The organism is Streptomyces racemochromogenes (genome assembly GCF_044129415.1).
In the GTDB taxonomy this organism is placed as follows: domain Bacteria; phylum Actinomycetota; class Actinomycetes; order Streptomycetales; family Streptomycetaceae; genus Streptomyces; species Streptomyces racemochromogenes_A.
Map to the genome: position 1 here is coordinate 1 of NZ_JBBDHD010000093.1, position 20,963 is coordinate 20,963.

Sequence of the window (20,963 nt, forward strand, 5' to 3'; positions counted from 1 at the left end):
CCCCCCCCACGATATAAAACAACAACCCCAAAAACCCACATGCCTTAACCGGTCTGGTGGGCTCGTAAATGTGTAAAAGACACAGGCCGCGGCCCTGCCGGCGGCGCTGCGGGCCCTCGGCGCCCGGCGCGGGACCGGGGCCGGCCGGCTCCGCGTGGGGTGCGGCCGGCGCGGGTAGGCGCGGCCCAGGAGACCCCGAGCCGCGCGGGAGGCGGTCATGGCAGTGCAGCACCGACTGGTCCGGGCCCGGCCGGCACGGGTGTGGGAGGTCCTGGAGGACGGGAACCGGTACGCGCGCTGGGTGGTGGGGACACACGACTCCACCGAGGCGCACGGACGGTGGCCGCAGGAGGGTTCGACCCTGCGCTACCGGGTCAGGCTCGGGCCCCTGCACTACGAGGGCGAGACCGTCGTGCGGGTGAACGAGGCACCGGACCGCCTGGAGCTGGAGGCCGTCGCCGGCAACTCCAGCGCGCGGATCGCCTTCGAGGTCCGCCCCTGGGGGTCCGACACGCTGGTCGTCATGGACGAGCATCCCCTGAGGGGCAGGGGCTGGTCCTTCCACCACGCGGCCGTCGACGCCGTCGCCCAGGTACGCCACCGCCTGCTGCTGGCCCGCCTGGCCCGCGAATGCGAGGACGGCGACAGCGGTGACCGGTCCTGACGCGGTCGTCATCGGGGCCGGCCCCAACGGGCTGGTCGCCGCGAACGTCCTGGCCGATGCCGGCTGGCAGGTGGTCGTCCTGGAGGCCGGGCCGTCGCCGGGCGGGGCCGTACGCAGCGACCGCGGTCTGGACGCGGCGTACGTGCACGACCTCTTCAGCGCCTTCTACCCGCTCGCCGCCGCCTCGCCGGTGATCCGGCGGCTGCGCCTGGAGGAGTACGGGCTGTGCTGGAGCCGAGCCCCGGCCGTGGTCGCCCATCCGCTGACGGACGGCCGCTGCGCCGTCCTGGCCGCCGATCCGGAGACGACGGCGGCCTCGCTGGAACGGTTCGCCCCCGGGGACGGGGAGGCGTGGCTGCGTTTGTGCGGGCTGTGGGAGCGGATCGGCGACCTGCTGATGGACTGTCTGTTCACGCCGTTCCCTCCGGTGCGCGCGGGAGGGAGGCTGGCGTTGCGGCTGGGCCGTGCGGAGGGGCTGCGGGTGGCCCGGAGGATGCTGCTGCCGGCCCGCCGGTTCGGGGAGGAGGAGTTCGCCGGTGCGGGCGGCCGCCTGCTGATCGCGGGCAACGCCCTCCACGCCGACCTGGCGCCCGAGTCGGCGCTCGGCGGCGGCTTCGGCTGGCTGATGTGCATGCTCGGCCAGGCCCACGGCTTCCCCGTGCCGCAAGGCGGAGCCCAGGCGCTGACCGACGCCCTGGTGCGGCGGTTCAGGGCGCACGGCGGCGTGCTGCACTGCGGGCGGGCCGCGGCGCAGGTGGTGGTGCGCGGGGGCCGGGCGGCGGCGGTCCGTACGGTGGACGGGTCACTGGTGGAGGCCCGCCGGGCGGTCCTGGCGGCGGTGCCGGCGCCCGTGCTCTACGAACAACTGCTGCGGCCCGCGGACCTGCCCGACCGCCTGCGGGGCGATCTGCGGCGGTTCCAGTGGGACTTCTCCACCGTGAAAATCGACTGGGCCCTGTCCCGGCCCGTCCCCTGGTCCGCCGAGGGGCCGGGGACGGCGGGTACGGTGCACCTGGCCGACGGTGTGGACGAGCTGACGCTGTTCGCCGCCCAGATCGCCATGCGGCAGGTGCCGTCGGCCCCGTTCGCGGTCCTCGGGCAGATGACCACCGCCGATCCCGCCCGCTCCCCGGCGGGCACCGAGTCGGCGTGGGCGTACACGCACGTCCCCCAGGACATCGCGGGCGACGCGGGCGATGCCGGCATCACCGGCCGCTGGGACGAGCGGGAGAAGGACGCCATCGCCGACCGGATCGAGGCGCAGGTCGAACGGTACGCGCCCGGTTTCGCCGGCACGGTGCGCGCCCGCCGCGTGCTGGCCCCGCCCGACCTCGAACGCCTCGACCCCGCCCTGGTGGGCGGGGCCGTCAACCAGGGCACCACCGCCCTGCACCAGCAGCTCTTCTTCCGCCCGGTCCCCGGCACCGGCCGGCCGACCACGCACGTCCCGGGGCTCTACCTCGCCTCCGCCGCCGCGCATCCGGGGGGCGGCGTCCACGGCGCCCCGGGGGCGAACGCGGCCCGGACCGCCCTGCGCGGCCGGCGGTTCCCGGCCCGGCTGCCGCGCCGCGCCGGCTGAGCGGCTGCCGGGCTGCGACGGGGCCGGGGGCGGGGCCCCCGGCGGGCGCGCCGGCCGGTCACAGGGGCACGGGGCCGTCCGTCAGCCGGGCACCCATGTTGCGTTCCATCATGCGCAGCGCGGCATCGGCGAGGTCGGCGTGGATGTGGGCGACCGCGTTCGTGGGGACGACGACGTCGAGGTGGCGGATGTGGGCGTCCAGGGCGGAGTACAGCACGCACTGCTCGGTGACCTGGCCCACGAGCACCAGGCGGGTGACGTCCATGGTGCCCAGCAGGTAGGCGAGGGGGGTCTCGTAGAAGACGGAGTGGCGGGCCTTGACGACGAAGAGGGAGTCGTCGTCGGGCAGGACCGGCTCGACCAGCTCGGGGTGCTCCCCCGCCAGGGCGATGTCGACGATCTGGCCGTGGTGGGAACGCCACTGGCCGAAGTTGTCGTTGGCGTAGACGACCGGCACGCCGGCGGCCCTCGCCGCGGACATCACGTCCACCACCCCGGGCAGCGCGGCGCGGACGGAGCGGACCAGGAGGTCGGCGTCCTGGTGCCGGTAGGGATTGAGCATGTCGATGACCACCACGGCCGTGTTGTCCATGCCGTCGAATGTGGCCGTCTCCCCCGCGTTTCCCCGAGTGGCCGGGCCGTGGGGTTCACCCTGTCACTCCGGATTGTTGCGGGTACGCGGTACGGAGCGGGTGTGCGTGACTGTCGGCGAAGGGGCTCGGCCGTCCGGCGGAGCGGGACGGCCCACCACGGAAGCTCCCCCGGAAACCCGACCGGCTCTCGCCGTCGCCGCCGCGGGTGACGCGTACACCTTCACCAACACGGACGGCACGCTCAACGCGACGGGCGACAACGACGGGAACCAGATCTCCGTCACCCCCGACGGCGCCAACCACACGAACCGGCGCCTCATCAGGCTCGGCGCCCCCGGCACCTTCAACCTCGCCAACGCCTCCCCCGGGAAGTGCGTCCACGCGAGCCGGCCGGCCGTCCAGCAGTCGTGCGGCAAGGACGGCGAGCAGTGGCACTTCCGGCCCGTCGACGGCCGGCCGAACGTGTTCGGGATCGTCCGGCGCGACGACTCCAACGGCACCGAGTGGTGCATGGACAACCGCGGCGGCCTCCACCTGTGGGGCATCCTCGCCCAGCCCAACGTCTGCGACGGCAGCGCGAGCCGGGAGTGGACGGCGCCCGCGTCGAAGGCCGCCGAGGCGAGGAGCCTCGCCCTCGACTACCACGCGGACCTGTGTTCCCGGCGGACGTCGACGTGTGCGTGGACGGAGAAGTCCGAGGGGCGGCCCGAGGTCCTGCCCCGCCAGGTCGCCTCGTCCGTCTGGTACAACGGCACGGACAGCACGATGAAGCAGATCTTCACCACGGTCTACCACTCCGGCTGGGCCCAGTCGTTCTCGGCCGGCGTCTCCACCTCGGTCGGGGTCTCCGCGCCGGTCCAGGCCATGATCTCCAGCCGGCTGTCCGCGACGCAGATGTACACCTCGGACGAGACGACCATCAACGGCATCGCCGTGGACGTCCCGGCGAAGAACTACGCCCGGGTCGACTTCGCGGCCGTCGGCAAGAAGGTCACCGGCACCTGGACCTTCGACACCGACAACCAGCCGTGGACGACGGACGCGACCGTCACGGTCCCCGTCGTCAACTCCGCGGCCGGGTCCACGATGTACGTCGCGCGGACGAGCACCGGCGCTCCGGGCAGCGACGCCGCCACCGTACGGCCCGGCATCGTCCGGGAGCCGAACGGCGCCACCCACAGGGTCGGGCTCTCCCTGGACGGCAAGAGGCTGACCCAGACGATCGAGGGCGTCGGCGGGGACACGGTCACCGGGGTCGTGACGCCGCCCACCATCGCGGTGCGCGACGGGGCTCCCACCGCCCCCGCGCCGAAGAGCGCGGCCCGGATGTCCCCGGCGGACCGGATCGACAAGCCCGGGACCGAGGACGAGTGGAACAGGTGCATGCTCAAGCACCTGGGCGGCAGCATCTACCTGGGCACGGTCGTGGGAACGGCGACCGGCGCCATGGCGGGCGGTGCGGGCGCCGTGCCGGGGCCGGCCATCGGCATGATGACGGGCACGGTCAAGGGACTCGGCGAGGCGATCCTCTTCTGCGGCACGGGCCCCAAGGGCCAGAACGGCCCCGCCTTCCTCCGCCGCGGGGTCAGGCCGCGGCGGCCCAGGCGGACGTCAGGCCGTCGAGCCACGCCGGGGGCAGCTCCGCGGCTTCCCACTGCTCCCGCAGCACCTGGGGGGAGGCGAGGAGCCGTTCCAGTACGGCGATGCTCGTCACGGAGTGGAGGAGCGAGTAGCGGCCGTGCACCATGGTGGCGCTGTCCGGTCCGAACGCCGCGAACAGCCGCTCCAGCCGGCCGCGGTGCAGCGCGGCGAACTCGGTCAGCCGTCCGGCGTAGCCGGCCCGCTGCCGGGGGCCCATCGTGCCCAGGACGGCGATCAGCACCTCCTCGGTCACCTCCGGGTCCAGCTCCGAAGCCGCGGTGAACGACAGGTAGAGGGGGGTGACGGCGACCTTGGCCCGCTCCACCTCCATGCGCCGGGGCCGTGGGTGGCCGCCTGCCCTGCCGTGGTCGCCCTCCGGCCCCGCGACCCCGGCCAGGGTCCGCTCGGCGACGGCGCCGAGGTCGTCCAGGAGGGCCTCGGCGCCGTCGAGCCAGCCCGAGCGGTACTCCTCGCCCTTGTCCCCGGGGACGGTCCGGCCGGCGCTGTCGAGTTCCGCGTGCGCGAGGGCCAGGACGCCCGCCTCGACGAGGCCGATCAGCTGGCGCGCGTCACCGGAGGGGACCCCCGCCCGCGCGAGGAGCTGCAGCAGCGTCGTCCTCGCGTTGTCGACACTGACCTCGTCCGGCCATTGCCGTGCCTCGTGGGCCGCGCTCATCGTCTCCTCCTCATCGCCCGGTAGTGCAGTGTGTACAAAGAGATCGTTCCCTGCAACGTCCCACGTCCGCGGGGCGAGCCGGGCTCCCGTCCGGCGCGGCCGCCGGGCACGGCACGGTCAGGCGAGGCTCCACGACCACGTGCCGTCGGCGGTGACGAGGCAGGCGAGGACGGCCAGGTCGGCCACCCCCAGGGCGATGCCCAGGCGGGCGCGGCCGGGCCTGGTGGTGCGCCGGCGCAGCGCGAGGGCACCGAGGACGACGGCGATCGGGCCGAGGATCAGGTTCGTCACGAGGAGGCCCACGAGGCCGAGGACGAACGCGGTGACGGCCATCGCGTCGGCGTCGCCGATCCGGTCACGGGCCCGGAGGTCCCCACGGGTCCGCGTGTTCACCTCGCACCTCCGCCGCCCGCGGTCCGGCGGCGGCCCGGGAGGCGCTCGCGCGCGGCGAACACGGCGAGCCACAGGGCGATCGCGAGGCCGGCGCCCACGCTGACGGGCACGGGGACGTGGGCCACGGCGCCGAGCACGACACCGAGGACCAGCAGGGCACCTACGAGGAAGAGCATGGGCCGTCCTTCCGTTCAGGTAACAGTTGTGCACTGACTACCCGGTCCAATCAGCTTCATGCTGGCGGCGCACGAGTGTGACGCGCTTGACTGCCCGTCATGAGCCCGCACACCACCGGAACCCGCGAGATCCAGCGTCGCCGCACCCGACGGGCCCTGCTCGACGCGGCCCTGTCGGAGCTGGAGGAGCGCAGCCTCGGCAGTCTGGGCCTCAGGGAGGTCACGCGGGCCGCCGGCGTCTCCCCCACCGCCTTCTACCGGCATTTCCGGGGCATGGACGAACTCGGGATCGCGCTCGTCGAAGAGGCCCTGGCCTCCCTGCACGTCACGGTACGGGGCATGCTGGCCGCGACGGGTGACCCCGAGCGGCGCGGTGACGCCGCGGTGCGCCTCGTCGCCGCGCTGGTGCGCAGCAGGCCCGCGCACGTCCGCTTCCTGGTGCGGGAGCGGCACGGAGGGGTGCCGACGGTGCGCGCGGCCATCGCCGCCCAGCTGGACGCCTTCGCCGACGAGATCGGGGCCGCCCTGCGTGCGGATCCCTCCGGTACGGGCTGGGCCGCCGACGACGTACGGATGCTGGCCCGGCTGCTGGTGGACCACATGTTCATGACGGCCTCGGCGTTCCTCGCCGCCTCGCTGCGGGGCGAGGACTGGTCGGCCGCCGCCGGGACCGCCCGGGCCCAGCTCCGGCTGATCCATCTGGGGCGCCTGCACTGGAGCGGGTGACCCCGCGTTTGGAATCCGCTGGGAGGCGCAGAAGAACCACACGGAACGAACAGTGACAAGGGGCGCTTCATGAGCATCATCGGCTGGATCGTCCTGGGTCTGCTCGCCGGGATCATCGCCAAGGCCCTCATGCCGGGGCGCGACCCGGGCGGCTGCGTCGTGACGATCCTGATCGGTATCGCCGGCGCCCTCCTCGGAGGATGGCTCGGCAAGGTGATCTTCCACGTCACATCCATCGACGGGTTCTTCGAGCTCTCCACCTGGATCGCGGCCATCGTCGGCGCCCTCATCCTCCTGGGCGTCTACCGCCTCGTGGTGGGCCGGAGACACTGATGAACGCCCTTCCGGGGCGGGGCAGGCGACGGCGCATGAGACGGCGACGGCTGATCCGGCGCATGACGCCCCGCGCCGTCGCCCGGCGTGCGACGACGCGGGCGACGGCGTGGGGCATGCGGTGTGCGGTGCGGGGCGCATGGCTGATGGTGCGGATCGTGCTGCGCGCCGCCCTCCCACGCCGTCGGTTCCTCCTCACGGGTCTGCGGTAGCGCGAGCCGCCGTCCACCGGGGGCGTCAGGGCACGGGGACCCGGGCGGCGGCCAGGACGAAGGCGTGGCCGGCCGGGTCGGCGTAGCGGCGCTGCGTCGTCCTGGTCCCGGGGTCCGAGTCGTCCCCTTCGGCCGCCACCGGGCGCGCTCCCAGGGCCACCGCTTCGCGCTCGGCCTCGTCGAGCCCCTCCGGGGTGACCAGTATCCGCAGGTGCGGCTGCTCGGGGCCTTCGGGGACCGGCCAGCCGGGGGGTACGCGGTCGGGGTCCCGGCGGATCCCGAGCACCGTGCCCGGCGGGCCGGTGACCAGGAGGAGGTCCGGGTCGCCCTCGGCCGGCCCGACGCGGGCGTCCAGCAGGGAGGCGTAGAAGCGGGCCAGGGGTTCGGGCTCCGCGCAGTCCAGTACGAGAACGCTTGTCTTGGGTACGGTCATGAACCCCGTGTGCCCTCTGCTGCCGCGCGCATACGTGGTGTCATGGCCGGATCGGGGCGGGCACGGCTCCCCGGCGGCCGCCGGGGGCCGCGCCCGGGTCCGTCAGTGCCGGCTGTCGCGGCGGGCCGTACGGCGCTGGGCGTCGGTGTTCGGGGTGAGGGCGTCGCCGGCCTCGCCGTCCTGGCTGCCCGGCATGACCGCGTCCTCCGCTTCCCGGCGGGCCTCGCGGTCGCCGCTCTCCCCCACGGCCTTCGAGGGAGGGGTGCCCTCGTGGTGCTTGCGGTGGTGCTGCTCGTGCTCGTTCACGCCCGTGCTCCTCGTACCGGTCAGAAGGGGCGGCCGCCGAAGGGGGCTCCCAGGAGGTAGTACGCGCCCAGTTCGTCGTGGTAGTCGGCGTTTCCGAGGTGCGTCTCGCGGTGGAACTCCGGGGCGTTCTTGATCTGCTCCTTGGTCCGGTCCACATGGACGGTCTCCTCGGCGACGTCGATCCGCGAGACGGTGCCGGCCGGCAGGAGGACCTCCTTGCCGAAGATCCACGGGCCGGTGTCGACCACGATCCAGGCGGAGCCGGCCTCGTCCGAGTGCTTGTCGACCTTGCCGATGCTCCCGTCGACGGCCTCGACCTTGAACCCGCGGAGGTCGATGCCCTGCGGCCGGGCGTCCGTCTCGCGGTAGTCCCAGGCGTTCTCGTTCATGAAGGGGGGTCCTTTCCGTGGTGCGGTTACCACCTTGTCTCCCTGTCCCGGCTGCCCCGTCCCGCGGATCTCACACAGGTCGCGCCGTGGGCCGGCCACGGGCGGACCAGCACGTCGGCCACCCGGTGCGCGTAGATCACCCGGCCGCAGGGGGAGCCGGGCTCCGTGCAGGCCGGGTCGGTGGGGTGCACAAGGCCGTACGTCCCCTATGCCGCGCTGTGTTCGGCGTCCCGGAGGCGCCTGGTGGCGGTCTCGGCCGTCCGGCCGGCCTTCCCGGCCGCCGTCTCGGCCCGTTGGTGGCGCGAGTGCGCGTCGCCGGCCGCCTGTTCGGCGGCGTCGGCGCGTCGCTGCGCCGCGTGGAGCTCCTCCCGTGCGGCTGCCGCTTCGCTTCGGGCGCGTTCCAGCGCGACGGCGGCCTCGGTGAGTTCCGCCCGGGCCCGTTCGTGTGCGGCGGCGGCGTCGGCCGCGGCCCGCCGGGCGGCTTCGACGCGCCGCTCGTGTTCCCGCGCGCGCCGCTCGGCCGCCGCGTCCCGCTCCGGGCGGGGCGGGGCCGGCGGCTCGTGCGGGGTGGCGGGGGGTGTGGCCGGCGGGGGCGGGACGGCTCCCGGGGCGGGCTGCACGCCCTCGAAGCCGACCGGGGCTTTCGGGGCCGTCGTCAGCCGGCCCGCGAGCCACTGCCGGCCCGCGTCCTCGTCGGCCAGCAGACCGTGGAAGACCTGCTCGATCTCCCGCAGGACGCTCTCGCTGATCCGCTCCCCCGCCTCGCCGGCGAGGTGCGCGCTCTCGCGGGCGAGGGCGCCGATCACCCGGTGCTGCTCGTGCGAGAGCGCGCGCAGCCGTGCACCGTCCAGTTCCCGGTGTGCCGTCCGCAGCTGCCCGCCCAGGCGCAGCAGCGCCCGGGCCTCGGCGGGGCGCGCGCGGGCGAAGAGGCCCGCCGCCCACAGGGCGAGGGTGGGTTTGCGCAGGGCGGCGATCCGGCGGGCGGCTTCGGCGTCCTTCTCCTGCCGGGCGCGGGCGGTGTACGCGCCGCGCGCGGCGGTGAACTGCGCTGGGCGGAGCCCGTACAGCTCGCTGATCACCTGCTCCACGTCCACACCACCACCATGGGCCCGGCGGCCCCGCCCCGCACGACCCGGCGGGGAAGGGGCGGTGGGCGCGGCGGAGGGTTGGCGCGGTCCGTGGTGGGCAGTCGCCGGGCGTGGCCCGGGGTGCGGGCGGTCGTCGGCCGAGGTGAGGAGGCACCGTGCAGACCTTCCTGCCGTTCGCGTCGTTCCGTGACTCGGCCGCCGTCCTCGACGGGCGGCGGCTCGGGAAGCAGCGCGTCGAGGCCCTGCAGGTGCTGCGGGGGCTGACGGTGCCAGGCTACGGGTGGCGCAATCATCCGGCGGTGCGCATGTGGGCGGGCTACGAGGAGGCCCTGGTGCGCTACGGGCTGGACGTCTGCCGGGTGTGGACCGCCGAGGGACGGGGGGACACCTGCGCCGTCTCCCTGGTCCGGGACTTCCGCGCCTGGCTGCAGGGGGACGCCGAGCCCCGCACGCAGGAGCGGCTCGCCGCCGCCGGGGACCTGCCGCCGTGGCTCGGCGACCCGGACTTCCACCGGAGCCACCAGTCGGCGCTGGTGCGCAAGGACGCGGATTTCTACCGCGGGCACTTCCCCGGGGTTCCCGACGACCTGCCGTACGTATGGCCCGCCTCCGACCGCGACCCCCGCGCGCGGCGGATCTGAGCGGCGTCCGGCGGGTGTCGGCGCGCAGCGGGCCCCGCTCGCGTTCGCCTACAGTGGAGGGTCCACCGGGGCCCCTCCCCCGGGGCAGCGCCCGCGCAGGGCAGCCGCGACGATCTCGCAGGAGAGACGCACATGGGCGCCCACCCGCACCCGGGCCGGCCGGCGGACCCCCAGGACGCCCTGTTCGCCCTGGACGACCTCGACACGGGCCGGGAGCTCCGTCCCGCCGCCGGTGCCCGTCCGCTGTTCCGCGACGCCCCGGCGGCCCGCCGCATGCTGTCCGTGCGGGTGATCCACGCGGAGCCCGCGGCGGCGGCCTCGGCGCGCGGCCGTCAGGTCCTCGCCCGCTTCCCCGACGCCGAGGTCGTCCCCGTCCCCTCGCACTGGGGGATCCCGGACCTCCACGGCAACGCGGGCAACATCGACCGCTGGGTGCGCACCAAGTCCGAGGTCCTGGTGCTCGGTGAGAAGAAGACCCTCACCACCCGCCCCAACGGACGCTCCGCGGACTGGATCGCCCCCGGGGCCGCGAACGGCTGCGCGATGGCCTGCGCCTACTGCTACGTCCCGCGCCGCAAGGGCTACGCCAACCCGGTCACCGTCTTCACCAACATCGACCGCATCATCGCCCACCTCTCCCGGCACCTCGCGCGCCTCGGCCCCAAGGCGGAGGCGAACCAGTGCGACCCGGCGGCGTGGGTCTACGACATCGGAGAGAACAGCGACTGCTCCGTCGACGCCCTGATCAGCGACAACGTCGCCGACCTGGTCCGCGCCTTCGCTCGGTGGCCCGCCGCCAAGGCCTCCTTCGCCACCAAGTTCGTCAACCCGGACCTCCTGCTCCTGGAGCCGCGCGGACGGACCCGGGTCCGGTTCTCCGTCATGCCGCAGGCGGACTCCAGGCTGCTCGACATCCGCACCAGCCCGGTCGAGAGCCGGATCGCCGCCGCGGGGGACTTCCTGGAGGCGGGGTACGAGGTCCACTTCAACCTCTCGCCGGTGGTCCTGCGCCCCGGATGGGAACGGGACTGGGGCCACCTGCTCCAGCAGATGGACGACGTCCTGCCCGGTGCGGTGAAGGCCCAGGCGGCCGCGGAAGTGATCATGCTGACGCACAACGAGGGCCTGCACGACCTCAACCTGGGCTGGCACCCGCGCGCCGAGGAGGTCCTGTGGCAGCCGGGTCTCCAGCAGCCCAAGCGCTCCGAGAACGGGAGCTGGAACGTCCGCTACCGCAACGGGGTGAAGGCGCGGGCCGTCGAGACCCTGCGCGCCCTCGTGGCCGCCCGCGCGCCCTGGCTGCGGATCAGGTACGCCTTCTGACCGCGCGGACCCGGGGCGTGCCGCCAGGACCCGGGTCCGGTGGCTTTGGCGCCGGGCGCGGTCACCGGCCGGCCCCGCGCTGGTCCCTCCGTCGTTCCCTCCGGCCGCGTTCCATGTTCCGCTCCTGGCGCTCCCGCAGTTCCTCCGGCGACCTGCCGGCCACCGGGTCGCCGGCCTCGGGGTGCACGGGGTCCGGGCCGGGGTGCTCGCTGATCTGCTCCTCACGGCCGATCCCCGGCTCCTGCCGCTTGTGCTCCTTGCCGCCCGCCGCTTCGTGCCGCGTGCCGTCCATGGCCCGCACTCCTCTCCTCGACCGGTCCCGACCGCCGGCGTCTACCCGTTATCGGACGGCTCAGCCCGGGGGAACCCGGCCGGTAGGAGTGGCTCCCGCTGGGTAGGCCGTGGGGGGAGGAGGATCACGACGACGGCCGCCGGAGTGACCGGCGCGGCCGTCGCGGCACGGCCATGGAACGGCGCCGGCGCCGTCGGGGCCCCGAACGGTACGGAGGAGCGAACGGATGTCGAACGAGCGAGCAGGGCAGCAGGCGCGGGCGGAGGACCTCGTCGACGTGGCGCGGCTGGTGACCGCGTACTACGCCCTGCACCCGGACCCGGGCGACCCGGCCCAGCGCGTCGCCTTCGGCACCTCCGGGCACCGCGGCTCGTCCCTCGCCACCGCGTTCAACGAGGACCACATCGCCGCGACGAGCCAGGCCATCTGCGAGTACCGGGCCGGGCGGGGCATCGACGGGCCGCTGTTCCTCGGCGCCGACACGCACGCCCTGTCCGAACCCGCCCGGGTGACGGCGGTCGAGGTGTTCGCCGCCAACGGAGTGGCCCTCCTCCTCGACACCGCGGACGGCTACACGCCGACCCCGGCGGTCTCCCACGCCATCCTCACCCACAACCGCGGCCGCACCGGCGCCCTGGCCGACGGGGTGGTCGTCACCCCCTCGCACAACCCGCCCGGCGACGGCGGGTTCAAGTACAACCCGCCCCACGGCGGCCCCGCCGGGTCGGAGGCCACCGGCTGGATCCAGGACCGGGCCAACGAGATCATCGCCGGCGGTTCGAAGGAGGTCCGCAGGCTCCCGTACGCGCGGGCCCTCGCGGCCCCCACCACCGGGCGGTACGACTTCCTCGGCAGCTACGTCCGCGACCTGCCCTCCGTGCTCGATCTGGATGCGGTCCGCGCGGCCGGCGTGCGCATCGGCGCCGACCCGCTGGGCGGCGCGTCGGTCGCCTACTGGGGGCGGATCGCCGAGGAGCACCGCCTCGACCTGACCGTCGTCAACCCGGAGACCGACCCGACCTGGCGGTTCATGACCCTGGACTGGGACGGGAAGATCCGGATGGACTGCTCCTCCCCGTACGCGATGGCGTCGCTGATCGAGGGCCGGGCCCGGTTCGACGTCACGACCGGCAACGACGCCGACGCCGACCGGCACGGCATCGTGACCCCGGACGGCGGGCTGATGAACCCCAACCACTACCTCGCCACCGCGATCGACTACCTCTACCGCCACCGCGCGGGCTGGCCGGTGTCCGCCGGCATCGGCAAGACCCTGGTGTCCTCCGGGATGATCGACCGGGTGGCCGCCGACCTGGGCCGGGACCTGGTGGAGGTACCGGTCGGCTTCAAGTGGTTCGTGGACGGCCTGGCCGGCGGCACCCTCGGGTTCGGCGGCGAGGAGTCCGCGGGGGCCTCGTTCCTGCGCCGCGACGGTTCCGTGTGGACCACCGACAAGGACGGCATCCTCCTGGCCCTGCTCGCCTCGGAGATCCTCGCGGTCACCGGGCAGAGCCCCTCCGAGCGGTACGCCGCGCTCACCGCCCGGTTCGGCGCGCCGGCCTACGCCCGCGTGGACGCACCGGCCACCCGGGAGGAGAAGGCCGTCCTCGGCCGGCTCTCCCCTCAGCAGGTCACCGCGGACACGCTGGCCGGTGACGCGGTCACCGGTGTGCTCACCAGCGCCCCGGGCAACGGGGCGGCGTTCGGCGGGATCAAGGTGACCACCGAGCACGCGTGGTTCGCGGCCCGCCCCTCGGGCACCGAGGACGTGTACAAGATCTACGCGGAGTCGTTCCGGGGCCCCGAACACCTCGCCCACGTCCAGGAAGCGGCCCGGTCGGTCGTCGCGACGGCCCTCTCCTCCTGACCCCCGGCCCCGCCTGAAGCCGGCCCGGCCTCCCCCGGCCCGGCCGGTCCGGGGATCAGGCGGCGACGGCCTTGGCCCGGTCCGTCGCGATGTTCAGGGCCAGTCCCGCGAGGACCGTGCCCATGGCGTAGCGCTGGATCCGCAGCCAGCCGGGGCGCCGGGCGAGGAAGGCGGAGATGCTGCCCGCGCTCATCGCTATGAGGGCGTTGCCCGTGACGGCGACGGCGATCTGCGTCAGGCCCAGCAGGAAGCTCTGCTGGGCGACGTGGCCGCGTTCCGGGACGACGAACTGCGGCAGCAGCGAGATGTACATGACGGCGATCTTGGGGTTGAGGAGGCAGGTGAGGAAACCCATGGTGACGAGCTTGCGCGGGGAGTCCGCGGGCAGCTCCTGCGGCGAGAAGACGGGCGTGGCGCCCGGCCTGACGGCCTGCCAGGCGAGCCAGAGCAGGTAGGCCGCGCCGGCGAGTTTGATCGCGGTGTACAGGACCGGTACGACGGCGAACACGGTGGCGATGCCGGCGGTCACGGCGGTGAGGTAGACCAGGAAGCCGAGGACGACCCCGGCCAGGGACATCAGTCCCGCGCGGCGGCCCTGCGTGAGGGAGCGGGAGACCAGGTAGAGCATGTTCGGGCCGGGCGTGAGGACCATGCCGGTGGCCACGGCGGCGATCCCGAGCATGCCCGACGGGTCGACGGCGGAGGTGAGTGCGTCCATGCGGCGAGGCTAGGGGCGATCACCGGGTCGGTGCAATAATGACTTTGCACTCGGTGCAATGAGGAGGGATGCCCCGATGGACGACTACCGTGTGATCGCCGACGAGATCGCGGCGTCCATCGCCGACGGGCGGCTGCGTCCCGGCGAGCAGCTCCCGACACAGCGTGCCTTCGCCCGTCGGCACGGCATCGCCGGGTCCACGGCCGGCCGGGTGTACCGCGAACTGGTCCGGCGCGGGCTGGTCGTGGGCGAGGTCGGCCGCGGCACCTTCGTGCGGGCGGCCCGGGGCACTCCGGGCGTGGCGCTCGCCGAGCCCGCCGTCGCCCGAGTCGACCTGGAGCTCAACTATCCGGTCGTCCCGGAGCAGTCCGCCCTGCTCGCCCACGGGCTCGCGCCCATGCTGCGGGCGGATGCGCTGGACGCCGCGCTCCGGCCGGTCGGTGCGGCGGGAACGGCCGCCGCCCGCGCGGCCTTCGCCTCGCTCGCCTCCGACACCGGCGCGGCGGCCGGCGACGGGGCAGGGGGCGGGGCCGGCTGGCGGGCGGGCGCCGACGACGTGCTGTTCGCCGCCAACGGCCGCCAGGCCATCGCCGCCGCCCTGACCGCCCTGGTGCCGCCCGGGCAGCGCCTGGGCGTCGAGGCACTCACGTATCCCGTGGTCAAGGCACTCGCGCAACGCCTCGGCATCACCCTCGTCCCGCTGCCGACGGACGCGGACGGCCTGCTCCCGGACGCCCTGCCGGCCGTCCACCGGGCCACCCCGCTGCACGCGCTCTACCTCCAGCCGCGCCTCCACAACCCCCTCGGCGCCACCCTCGCGCCGGAACGCCGCGCAGCGCTCGCCGCCACGCTGGAGCGCCTCGGCCTGCCCCTCGTCGAGGACGCCATCTGGTCCTTCCTGCGGCCCGGAACCCCTCCGCTGGCAGCGCTCGCACCGGAGTCGACCGTCCTCGTCGACAGCCTGTCCAAGCGCGCGGCTCCCGGGCTGACCACCGGATTCGCCGTCGTTCCGGCCCGGTTCCGCGCCTCCGTGACGGCCGCGCTGCGCTCCGGCGGCTGGACGCCGAGCGGTTTCGCCCTCGAAGCCGGGGTCCGCTGGATCGGCGACGGCACGGTGGCCGCGATCGAGGAGGCCAAGCGCGTCGACGCGACGGAACGCCAGCGCCTCGCCCGCCGGATCCTGGCGGGGCAGGCCCTGCGGTCAGACCCCTGCTCGTACCACGTCTGGTGGGAACTCCCGCCGGCCTGGCGCGCGGAGACGTTCGTCGCGGCCGCCGCCCGCCGGGGCATCGCCGTCACGCCCGCCGCCGCGTTCACCGTCGACGGCCGGACCAGCCCGTCCGCGGTGCGGGTGGGGCTGGCCTCACCGCCGCTCCCCGTGCTGGCCGGAGCGCTGGAAACCCTCGCCCTGACGGCCGCCGGCACGCCGGAGGACCTCCTGTACTGACCCGGGCCCACCGCCGGCCGACCGGTCGGCGGCTGCGGTTCGCCCGCCCGGGGCCGGCGCACACGGCCGGGCCGGCCCTGCCGGTGACGTTCCGGCCCGGCGGGCGAGACCGCGTCCCCGTCAGGCCGACGGGCTCGTACCGGGCGCGGGGGTGGTGCGGGGGCGTGGGCTGGGCGCATCGGCCGGATCCTCCCGGACGGCGCCGTCAGGGAGCACCTGCTCGCCGGCCCGGCTGCCGGTGCGCCGAGGGGGCACGGGCCGCCCCGGACAGCCTGGTCACCGGCCGGCCGCCGCCTCCGCGGCGCCTCCCCCGCACCCGGAACCGTACGGCCTCGCCTCCGGCCGGCGGGCGGCCCCGTACGTGGCCCGGGAGGCGGACGGCACCGCCCGCTGGACGCCCCGACCGGTGGCGGAACGGGTCAGGGGGCGCGCCAGACGTTGGCGAAGGCGGCCTTCTCGATGGACCGCCTCTGGCGTACCGCCTCCAGTTCCATCACCGCGTCGTGGACGACGGCCAGGACGGTGGTGACCGCTTCGTCCCCGGGGTCGGCGCCGGGTGCGGCCTCGGGCGGGGCGTCGTCGAGGCCCACGGCCGCGGCGAGGACGGCGAGGACGGGTTCGTTGCGTGCGCGGCGGTCGAGGGCGCGCCGGAGGTCGGGGGTGTCGGCCGGTTCCACCCGGTCGGCCCCGAACGGGGAGCGGCCGGCGCGGGTGCGGACGAGCTGCCCGTCTTCCTCCAGGGAGGCCTGGTAGGCGGCGGCCAGGTCGTGGCCCCGCCGCCACAGCCAGTCCTCGACCCGCTCGTAGGGCGTGTGCCGGACGAGGGCGGACGCCGCCTCGGCCAGGAGGCGGTCGGGGGGAGCCCCGGTCCCGCCCGGGACGATGCGGTCGCCGTCCAGGGTGACGGTCCGCGCCGCGATCAGATCGATCAGCTCCGCTCCCGCGAGGGCGAGCGACAAATCGCCCTGCCCCACGGGCCGTTCGGCCTTCGGGTCCAGCGCGATAACGAACAGGTCCTTCGCCGTGCTCACGGGCATCTCCCCTCGCAGACATCCACGATGGTAGGCGCAGCGGACCGTTCCGGGCGAGGAGGGTGGGCGTGCGGCGCGCTCCGCGGACGGCGGCACGTCCGGTCGCCGCGCTGGAGCGGGAATCAAGTCTCCGCATGCACGTTCGGTTAGGCTTGCCTTGCCTGCGCGCGGATCCGGTTTGCGGTACCACAGCACGGGCGGCGGCCCATGGGACGGAACGGACAGAGGCGGGGTGCAGGTGGGAGACAGTGACCGGAGGGGCCGTGGATGAGGTCGCGCTGACGGCCGGAGCCCTGTACGCCATCGTCCTGCTCCGCGCCGGGGGGACGTTCGCCGTCGGGTGGCTCGCCGGCGCGGGAGCCCGGCGCAGCCGGCTCTCCGCGCGGATCTCCTCGGCCAGGTTCCTGCGCGTCGAGCGGGCGATCCAGCGGTGGGGCGCGCCGGTGGTGGCCGTGTCCTTCCTGACCGTGGGTCTCCAGACCGCCGCCAACTTCCTCGCGGGCAGCATGCGGATGCCGTTGTCGCGCTACCTCCCCGCCCTCTTCGTGGGCGGAGCGGCCTGGGCGCTGATCTACGCGACCGCGGGCCTCGGCGTCCTCGCAGTGCTGGGCCGGCTCTTCGCCGAGCGGACGGCGCTCGGGGTGTCGGCCGTGGCCGTCCTCCTCCTCGCCGTGTGCGGGGTGGTGGCGTACCGCAGAAGAAGGGCGGCCCGCTCCTGCGCAGAGACCGCGGCCGGGGAGTCCTGAGGCCCGGGCGGTCCGGCGGGGGTTCCGCCGGACCGCCCGGGCCGCGGGGTCAGGAGCGCGGGGAGACCTGGACGATGGCCTCGATCTCGACGAGCTGTTCGGGGACCGACATGTCGCTGACGCCGACGATGGTGTCGGTCGTGCGGTGGTCGCCGACGTACTCCTTGTGCAGCCTGGCGGCCGTGTCGAAGTTCTTGCGCAGGTCCTTGGTGAAGATCTTCATGCTGATGATCTGGCTGCGCGGGACCCGGTAGTGGGCGAGGACCTTGTCGAGGTTGTCGAACGAGGTGCGGACCTGCTTCTCGAAGTCGCCGGCGCCCACGAAGTTCCCGGCCGCGTCGTGGGAGACCTGCCCCGAGATGTAGATCGTGTCACCGGCCCTGATGCCCTGCGAGTACCCGTAGGACTCCTCCCACGGCACCCCGAACCCGAAGTGGTCCCAGCCCCGGCGCGCCTGGTCGTGCGCGCTGGCTCCCTCCGGCGCCGTGAAGGTGATCATCGCGGCCACGATCGCGGCCGCCACGGCGCCGATGCCGAACCTGCGCCCTGACTTGGTCATTCCCTTGGTCCTTTCGTCCCCGGTGGAGCCTGGAGCCCCGACGCTGTCACGGGCGGTAGGAGAACTCCTCGTACGGGGGTCGAGCGGAGGTCAGCCGGAGACGGAGGACGGGCCGCGCCCGGGTCAGCGGCGGGTGCGCAGGAGGGAGACCGGACTGACTCCGTAGGCGGCGCGGTGGGCCGCGGCGAAGCGCCCGAAGTGCCCGAAGCCCCATTTCGCCGCGATGGAGGTGACCGAGGCGGTGGCCGGGTCGGCGGACCTCAGCTCGGCGTGGGCGCGGGCCAGGCGGACGCGGCGGAGGTGGGCGAGGGGGGTGGTTCCCGCGTGCCGCTTGAAGGCGTACTGGACGGCGCGGGGGGTGAGCGGGATCGAGGCGGCGATCTCGGCGAGGCCGATGTCGCGGTGGGCGTTGGCTTCGATGAAGTCGACGGCGCGGCGCAGGGTGTCGCTGGTGGCGTCCCGGCCGGCGCCCGGGGCGGAGTCGGCGTCGGTGTGGGGGAAGGCGGCGAGGACGGTGGCGGCCAGGAGGCGGACGGCGCCGGCGACGACCAGCGGCTCGTCGGCCGCCGGTCCGGCCATGACGTCGTCGCGCAGGTAGGCGACGGTCCGCTCCAGGAGCCGGTCGGCGTCGGCGTCGTGGGCGCGCTGCCCGGTCAGGCGTACGGGGCCGGGAGCCGCGGCGACGCCGGTGAGGAGGCCGGGATCGAACATGGTGATCGTGTAGGAGGCGGCGCGGACCTCGCCGGTGTACGGCCGGTCGGGCTGGGCGATCAGGAAGGTCTCTCCGGGCCCGTGGAACTCCTCCTTGCCGCCGGTGGTGTCGACGACGGTGCCCTCGTGCATCGTCAGCAGGCAGATCCGCTCCAGGCAGCCGGCGTCGTAGGCCATCGTGTAGTCGAAGGCGAGTTCGTCGACGGTCAGTCCGCGGGCCTCGCGCCGCTCGATCCGGGTCCCGGTCCGCTCCGGGCGGCCGCCGATGCGCATCGGCGTGTACGCGGAGGAGAGGAAGGCCTCCGTCTCGTTCAGGCTCTCACTGGCGAACGACAACCGCTCCACGATCCGCACCTTCCACGACTCGACGCCGGGGCCGCCGGGCGGGCCCGAGCGGTTCCTGGGCCTACGACGCTACGCCGCCCGTGCGGGGCGGGGAAATCACCCGGCGCCCGTCCACTGGATCCGCAAGGGCCTTGCCGTGGCTGCGACGGTCGTCGCCGTGCCCGTCGTGGCCTGGGGGTTTCCGACAGGCTTCGGCGGGCTGTTCGTCCTGACGGCCCTTCCCGTGGTGCTTTCGCTGCTGACCCTGCGCAGGCGGTCGGCGGGATTCGTCGCGGCGTACGCGGACCCGCGCAGGCGCCCGGTCACCGCGCGCCCGGCCGGCGTCCTGGGGGCCATGGTGACGGCGGCGGCGCTCGCGTGCTGCGCCGCCTACGTCCGGCACTTCCACCTCGCCCCCGTGTGGACCCCGCCCCACACCTACCGGCCCGAGACCAGCCCCTGATCGAGGCCGCCCCTCGGGACCATCGAAGGCCGCCCGGCGGAGTACGGGGCGACGCACGTGTGGGGATCGGAATCCGACGGCGGCACCTCCCTGGACGTCCGCTTCCCGGACCGGCTCTCCGCACCGGAACGGGCGAGCCTGAGGCGGGAGATCGCCCGCCTGCCGGGCATCAGCAGGGGCGCCCCCTGCTCCGTGTCCACCTGCGGCTGAACCACCCCGCGCCCGGCGGGGCATACCGTGGCCCCATGGAACAGCGCATCACCCTGGTCACGCTCGGGGTTTCCGGTCTCGCTCGCGCCAAGGCCTTCTACCAGGCGCTCGGCTGGCGGGGGCAGGAGGTCGAGGAGACCGTCTTCTTCCAGGCGGGCGGTCTGGCCCTGGTCCTGTGGGACCGCGGCGCACTCGCCCGGGAGTGCGGCCTGGAGCCGGGGCCCTCGACCGGTTTCGGCGGGATCGCCCTGTCGCACAACGTCCGTTCCGACGCGGAGGTGGACGCCCTGCTCGCCGCGGCGGAACGGGCCGGGGCGACGATCACCAAGCCCGCCGCCGTCAACGCCGTCGGGTTCTACTCCGGCGCCTTCACCGACCCGGACGGCCATGCCTGGGAGGTCGCGCACAATCCCGGGTTCCCGCTCAACGAGGACGGCTCGATCACCCTCCCCGACTTCGGCGGCCACTGAGCCGGACGGGCTCCCCCGCCCCGGCCGCCGCCCCGCCCCTGGAGCGGCCGCTCACCCCGCACGGGGCGCCGGGGTGTCCGCCGGGGCGAAGCGGACGGGTACGGACACCGCGTGCGGGCCGCGCACCCGCGTCCCGAAGACGACCACCTCGCAGCCCGGCGCGTCCCGGCAGTCGACGGTGCGTCCGTCGACGGTGGTGAAGGACGCCGAGAGCGCGACCGTCTCGTCCAGCCGCCCCTGGTCGGTGGTGGCGGGCGGGCGGCTGCGGGGACGGCAGCCGGTGGCCTCGGTGGAGCCGGCGGCGCACTCCATCACCAGCGAGTGGTACTGCGGCTCGTAACCGCGTCCGGTGACGTGCACGGACTGACCGTCCACCAGTGCCTCGGACGGATCCACCCGGACGGTGGGGGGCGCCTCCAGCGCGCCGTGGGGCCGGAAGGCCAGCGGGACGGTGGCCAGGACGGCGCCGGTGTTGTCCGTCAGGGCCAGCCGGCACGGGTGTGCGGAGGTCGCGGTACGGCAGTCGAAGGTGCCCGCACCGGTGGCGAGCCGCGCGTAGAGCTTCTTGGGCGACGGGTCGAGGGTGCCGTCCGGCAGCACCCGGAACTGCCGTCCGGTGGCCTCGTCACAGGCTCCCGCCACCGTGTCGGGAGCGCACATCTCCACCCATACGAAGGCCTTGGGCGGCCCGCCCCCGACGGAGAACCCGACGACGTCCCCGTCGAGCAGCCCGGCGGTCCGCTTCACCGCGAGCTGCGGGGCCGTGGGCACCGCCTGTGCCACCGCGCCCCCGGCCGGCCCGGCGCCGGCCAGGGCCGCCACGAGCCCGGCCCTCCCGAGTACCCCCCACGGCCCCATCGCCGCCCCTTTCCGTCGCTCCCGTCGGGTCGAGGGGGATCCTCCTGTTCCCGGGCCTCCGCCACAAGGACGCGAACCGGCCGTCCTGGCACGG

29 protein-coding genes and 1 pseudogene are annotated in these 20,963 nt (G+C 74.8%); 13 read left to right on the forward strand and 17 right to left on the reverse strand.

Annotated elements, in window-relative coordinates; translation table 11 throughout:
• Positions 1-217 precede the first annotated feature (217 nt).
• Both WDV06_RS27100 and WDV06_RS27105 read left to right on the forward strand, forming a co-directional pair.
• On the forward strand, positions 218-664 hold the full coding sequence (locus WDV06_RS27100) for an SRPBCC family protein (RefSeq protein WP_395512407.1): 447 nt from the start codon (positions 218-220) through the stop codon (positions 662-664).
• On the forward strand, positions 651-2,243 hold the full coding sequence (locus WDV06_RS27105; RefSeq protein ID WP_395512408.1) for a phytoene desaturase family protein: 1,593 nt from the start codon (positions 651-653) through the stop codon (positions 2,241-2,243). Before WDV06_RS27100 ends, WDV06_RS27105 begins: the two co-directional genes overlap by 14 nt.
• 58 nt (positions 2,244-2,301) lie before the next feature.
• On the opposite strand, the gene WDV06_RS27110 is transcribed toward WDV06_RS27105, so the two are convergent.
• The 4 genes from WDV06_RS27110 to WDV06_RS27125 all read right to left on the reverse strand — a co-directional run bounded on the left by WDV06_RS27110 (position 2,302) and on the right by WDV06_RS27125 (position 4,221).
• Positions 2,302-2,835, reverse strand: a complete 534-nt coding sequence (locus WDV06_RS27110) for a cysteine hydrolase family protein (protein WP_395512409.1) — start codon at positions 2,833-2,835, stop codon at positions 2,302-2,304.
• Between the two features lie 639 nt (positions 2,836-3,474).
• Positions 3,475-3,621, reverse strand: a complete 147-nt coding sequence (locus tag WDV06_RS27115) for a hypothetical protein (protein WP_395512440.1) — start codon at positions 3,619-3,621, stop codon at positions 3,475-3,477.
• Positions 3,622-3,624: 3 nt separating this feature from the next.
• Positions 3,625-3,765, reverse strand: coding sequence for a hypothetical protein (locus WDV06_RS27120; RefSeq protein ID WP_395512441.1), 141 nt, complete (start codon positions 3,763-3,765; stop codon positions 3,625-3,627).
• Between the two features lie 24 nt (positions 3,766-3,789).
• Positions 3,790-4,221, reverse strand: a complete 432-nt coding sequence (locus tag WDV06_RS27125) for a hypothetical protein (RefSeq protein ID WP_395512442.1) — start codon at positions 4,219-4,221, stop codon at positions 3,790-3,792.
• Here WDV06_RS27125 and WDV06_RS27130 point away from each other — a divergent pair.
• Positions 4,220-4,285: pseudogene (locus WDV06_RS27130) on the forward strand (hypothetical protein); the annotation flags it as partial. The gene WDV06_RS27125 and the pseudogene WDV06_RS27130 sit on opposite strands and share 2 nt — an antisense overlap.
• A gap of 136 nt (positions 4,286-4,421) precedes the next feature.
• Here WDV06_RS27130 and WDV06_RS27135 read toward each other — a convergent pair.
• The 3 genes from WDV06_RS27135 to WDV06_RS27145 all read right to left on the reverse strand — a co-directional run bounded on the left by WDV06_RS27135 (position 4,422) and on the right by WDV06_RS27145 (position 5,722).
• Complete coding sequence (locus WDV06_RS27135) at positions 4,422-5,153, reverse strand: hypothetical protein (protein ID WP_395512410.1); 732 nt, start codon at positions 5,151-5,153, stop codon at positions 4,422-4,424.
• A 117-nt stretch (positions 5,154-5,270) separates the two neighbouring features.
• Positions 5,271-5,546, reverse strand: a complete 276-nt coding sequence (locus tag WDV06_RS27140; RefSeq protein WP_395512411.1) for a DUF4190 domain-containing protein — start codon at positions 5,544-5,546, stop codon at positions 5,271-5,273.
• Complete coding sequence (locus tag WDV06_RS27145; RefSeq protein WP_395512412.1) at positions 5,543-5,722, reverse strand: hypothetical protein; 180 nt, start codon at positions 5,720-5,722, stop codon at positions 5,543-5,545. The genes WDV06_RS27140 and WDV06_RS27145 overlap by 4 nt, the downstream gene beginning before the upstream one ends.
• Positions 5,723-5,821: 99 nt before the next feature.
• Here WDV06_RS27145 and WDV06_RS27150 point away from each other — a divergent pair, with 99 nt between their 5' ends.
• Positions 5,822-6,448, forward strand: a complete 627-nt coding sequence (locus WDV06_RS27150) for a TetR family transcriptional regulator (protein WP_395512413.1) — start codon at positions 5,822-5,824, stop codon at positions 6,446-6,448.
• A gap of 69 nt (positions 6,449-6,517) precedes the next feature.
• Complete coding sequence (locus WDV06_RS27155) at positions 6,518-6,781, forward strand: GlsB/YeaQ/YmgE family stress response membrane protein (RefSeq protein WP_395512414.1); 264 nt, start codon at positions 6,518-6,520, stop codon at positions 6,779-6,781.
• Between the two features lie 237 nt (positions 6,782-7,018).
• Here the strand turns inward: WDV06_RS27155 and WDV06_RS27160 are convergent, their stop codons facing one another.
• The 4 genes from WDV06_RS27160 to WDV06_RS27175 form a co-directional block, all read right to left on the reverse strand.
• Positions 7,019-7,426, reverse strand: coding sequence for a VOC family protein (locus WDV06_RS27160; protein ID WP_395512415.1), 408 nt, complete (start codon positions 7,424-7,426; stop codon positions 7,019-7,021).
• A 102-nt stretch (positions 7,427-7,528) separates the two neighbouring features.
• A complete protein-coding gene (locus tag WDV06_RS27165; protein ID WP_395512416.1) occupies positions 7,529-7,732 on the reverse strand; it encodes a hypothetical protein in 204 nt (67 codons plus the stop codon).
• A gap of 20 nt (positions 7,733-7,752) precedes the next feature.
• Positions 7,753-8,121: a PRC-barrel domain-containing protein gene (locus tag WDV06_RS27170; RefSeq protein WP_395512417.1), complete on the reverse strand. Its 369-nt coding sequence runs from the start codon at positions 8,119-8,121 to the stop codon at positions 7,753-7,755.
• 206 nt (positions 8,122-8,327) lie between these two features.
• A complete protein-coding gene (locus tag WDV06_RS27175; RefSeq protein ID WP_395512418.1) occupies positions 8,328-9,215 on the reverse strand; it encodes a hypothetical protein in 888 nt (295 codons plus the stop codon).
• A gap of 149 nt (positions 9,216-9,364) precedes the next feature.
• On the opposite strand from WDV06_RS27175, the gene WDV06_RS27180 reads away from it, so the two are divergent.
• Positions 9,365-9,850, forward strand: coding sequence for an MSMEG_6728 family protein (locus WDV06_RS27180; protein ID WP_395512419.1), 486 nt, complete (start codon positions 9,365-9,367; stop codon positions 9,848-9,850).
• Positions 9,851-9,982: 132 nt separating this feature from the next.
• Positions 9,983-11,173 carry a spore photoproduct lyase family protein gene (locus WDV06_RS27185; protein WP_395512420.1) on the forward strand — a complete coding sequence of 397 codons (1,191 nt, stop codon included), beginning with the start codon at positions 9,983-9,985 and terminating at the stop codon, positions 11,171-11,173.
• Positions 11,174-11,234: 61 nt separating this feature from the next.
• Here WDV06_RS27185 and WDV06_RS27190 read toward each other — a convergent pair whose 3' ends face one another.
• Entirely contained in the window at positions 11,235-11,465 is a 231-nt protein-coding gene (locus WDV06_RS27190; RefSeq protein ID WP_395512421.1) for a hypothetical protein, read from the reverse strand.
• Positions 11,466-11,691: 226 nt separating this feature from the next.
• On the opposite strand from WDV06_RS27190, the gene pgm reads away from it, so the two are divergent.
• Positions 11,692-13,332 carry a phosphoglucomutase (alpha-D-glucose-1,6-bisphosphate-dependent) gene (gene pgm / locus WDV06_RS27195; RefSeq protein ID WP_395512422.1) on the forward strand — a complete coding sequence of 547 codons (1,641 nt, stop codon included), beginning with the start codon at positions 11,692-11,694 and terminating at the stop codon, positions 13,330-13,332.
• 55 nt (positions 13,333-13,387) lie between these two features.
• On the opposite strand, the gene WDV06_RS27200 is transcribed toward pgm, so the two are convergent.
• The gene (locus WDV06_RS27200; protein ID WP_395512423.1) at positions 13,388-14,050 is read right to left on the reverse strand and encodes a LysE family translocator; all 663 of its coding nucleotides are present in this window, start codon (positions 14,048-14,050) and stop codon (positions 13,388-13,390) included.
• Positions 14,051-14,126: 76 nt separating this feature from the next.
• Between WDV06_RS27200 and WDV06_RS27205 the strand changes: the two genes are divergently transcribed.
• Positions 14,127-15,497, forward strand: a complete 1,371-nt coding sequence (locus WDV06_RS27205) for an aminotransferase-like domain-containing protein (RefSeq protein ID WP_395512424.1) — start codon at positions 14,127-14,129, stop codon at positions 15,495-15,497.
• 419 nt (positions 15,498-15,916) lie between these two features.
• Here the strand turns inward: WDV06_RS27205 and WDV06_RS27210 are convergent, their stop codons facing one another.
• A complete protein-coding gene (locus tag WDV06_RS27210) occupies positions 15,917-16,528 on the reverse strand; it encodes a GOLPH3/VPS74 family protein (protein WP_395512425.1) in 612 nt (203 codons plus the stop codon).
• A gap of 263 nt (positions 16,529-16,791) precedes the next feature.
• On the opposite strand from WDV06_RS27210, the gene WDV06_RS27215 reads away from it, so the two are divergent.
• A complete protein-coding gene (locus WDV06_RS27215; protein ID WP_395512426.1) occupies positions 16,792-17,274 on the forward strand; it encodes a DedA family protein in 483 nt (160 codons plus the stop codon).
• Between the two features lie 49 nt (positions 17,275-17,323).
• On the opposite strand, the gene WDV06_RS27220 is transcribed toward WDV06_RS27215, so the two are convergent.
• Together WDV06_RS27220 and WDV06_RS27225 are read right to left on the reverse strand one after the other, a co-directional pair.
• Positions 17,324-17,833 carry a RidA family protein gene (locus tag WDV06_RS27220; protein ID WP_395512427.1) on the reverse strand — a complete coding sequence of 170 codons (510 nt, stop codon included), beginning with the start codon at positions 17,831-17,833 and terminating at the stop codon, positions 17,324-17,326.
• 123 nt (positions 17,834-17,956) lie between these two features.
• The gene (locus tag WDV06_RS27225; RefSeq protein WP_395512428.1) at positions 17,957-18,889 is read right to left on the reverse strand and encodes a helix-turn-helix transcriptional regulator; all 933 of its coding nucleotides are present in this window, start codon (positions 18,887-18,889) and stop codon (positions 17,957-17,959) included.
• Positions 18,890-19,025: 136 nt separating this feature from the next.
• On the opposite strand from WDV06_RS27225, the gene WDV06_RS27230 reads away from it, so the two are divergent.
• Genes WDV06_RS27230 through WDV06_RS27240 form a run of 3 tightly spaced genes read left to right on the forward strand, consistent with a single transcriptional unit; the run spans position 19,026 to position 20,011 of the window.
• On the forward strand, positions 19,026-19,331 hold the full coding sequence (locus WDV06_RS27230) for a hypothetical protein (RefSeq protein WP_395512429.1): 306 nt from the start codon (positions 19,026-19,028) through the stop codon (positions 19,329-19,331).
• Between the two features lie 57 nt (positions 19,332-19,388).
• The gene (locus WDV06_RS27235) at positions 19,389-19,541 is read left to right on the forward strand and encodes a hypothetical protein (protein ID WP_395512430.1); all 153 of its coding nucleotides are present in this window, start codon (positions 19,389-19,391) and stop codon (positions 19,539-19,541) included.
• Between the two features lie 35 nt (positions 19,542-19,576).
• On the forward strand, positions 19,577-20,011 hold the full coding sequence (locus WDV06_RS27240; RefSeq protein ID WP_395512431.1) for a VOC family protein: 435 nt from the start codon (positions 19,577-19,579) through the stop codon (positions 20,009-20,011).
• A gap of 51 nt (positions 20,012-20,062) precedes the next feature.
• Here the strand turns inward: WDV06_RS27240 and WDV06_RS27245 are convergent, their stop codons facing one another.
• Positions 20,063-20,833, reverse strand: a complete 771-nt coding sequence (locus WDV06_RS27245) for a neocarzinostatin apoprotein domain-containing protein (protein ID WP_395512432.1) — start codon at positions 20,831-20,833, stop codon at positions 20,063-20,065.
• Positions 20,834-20,963: the final 130 nt, after the last annotated feature.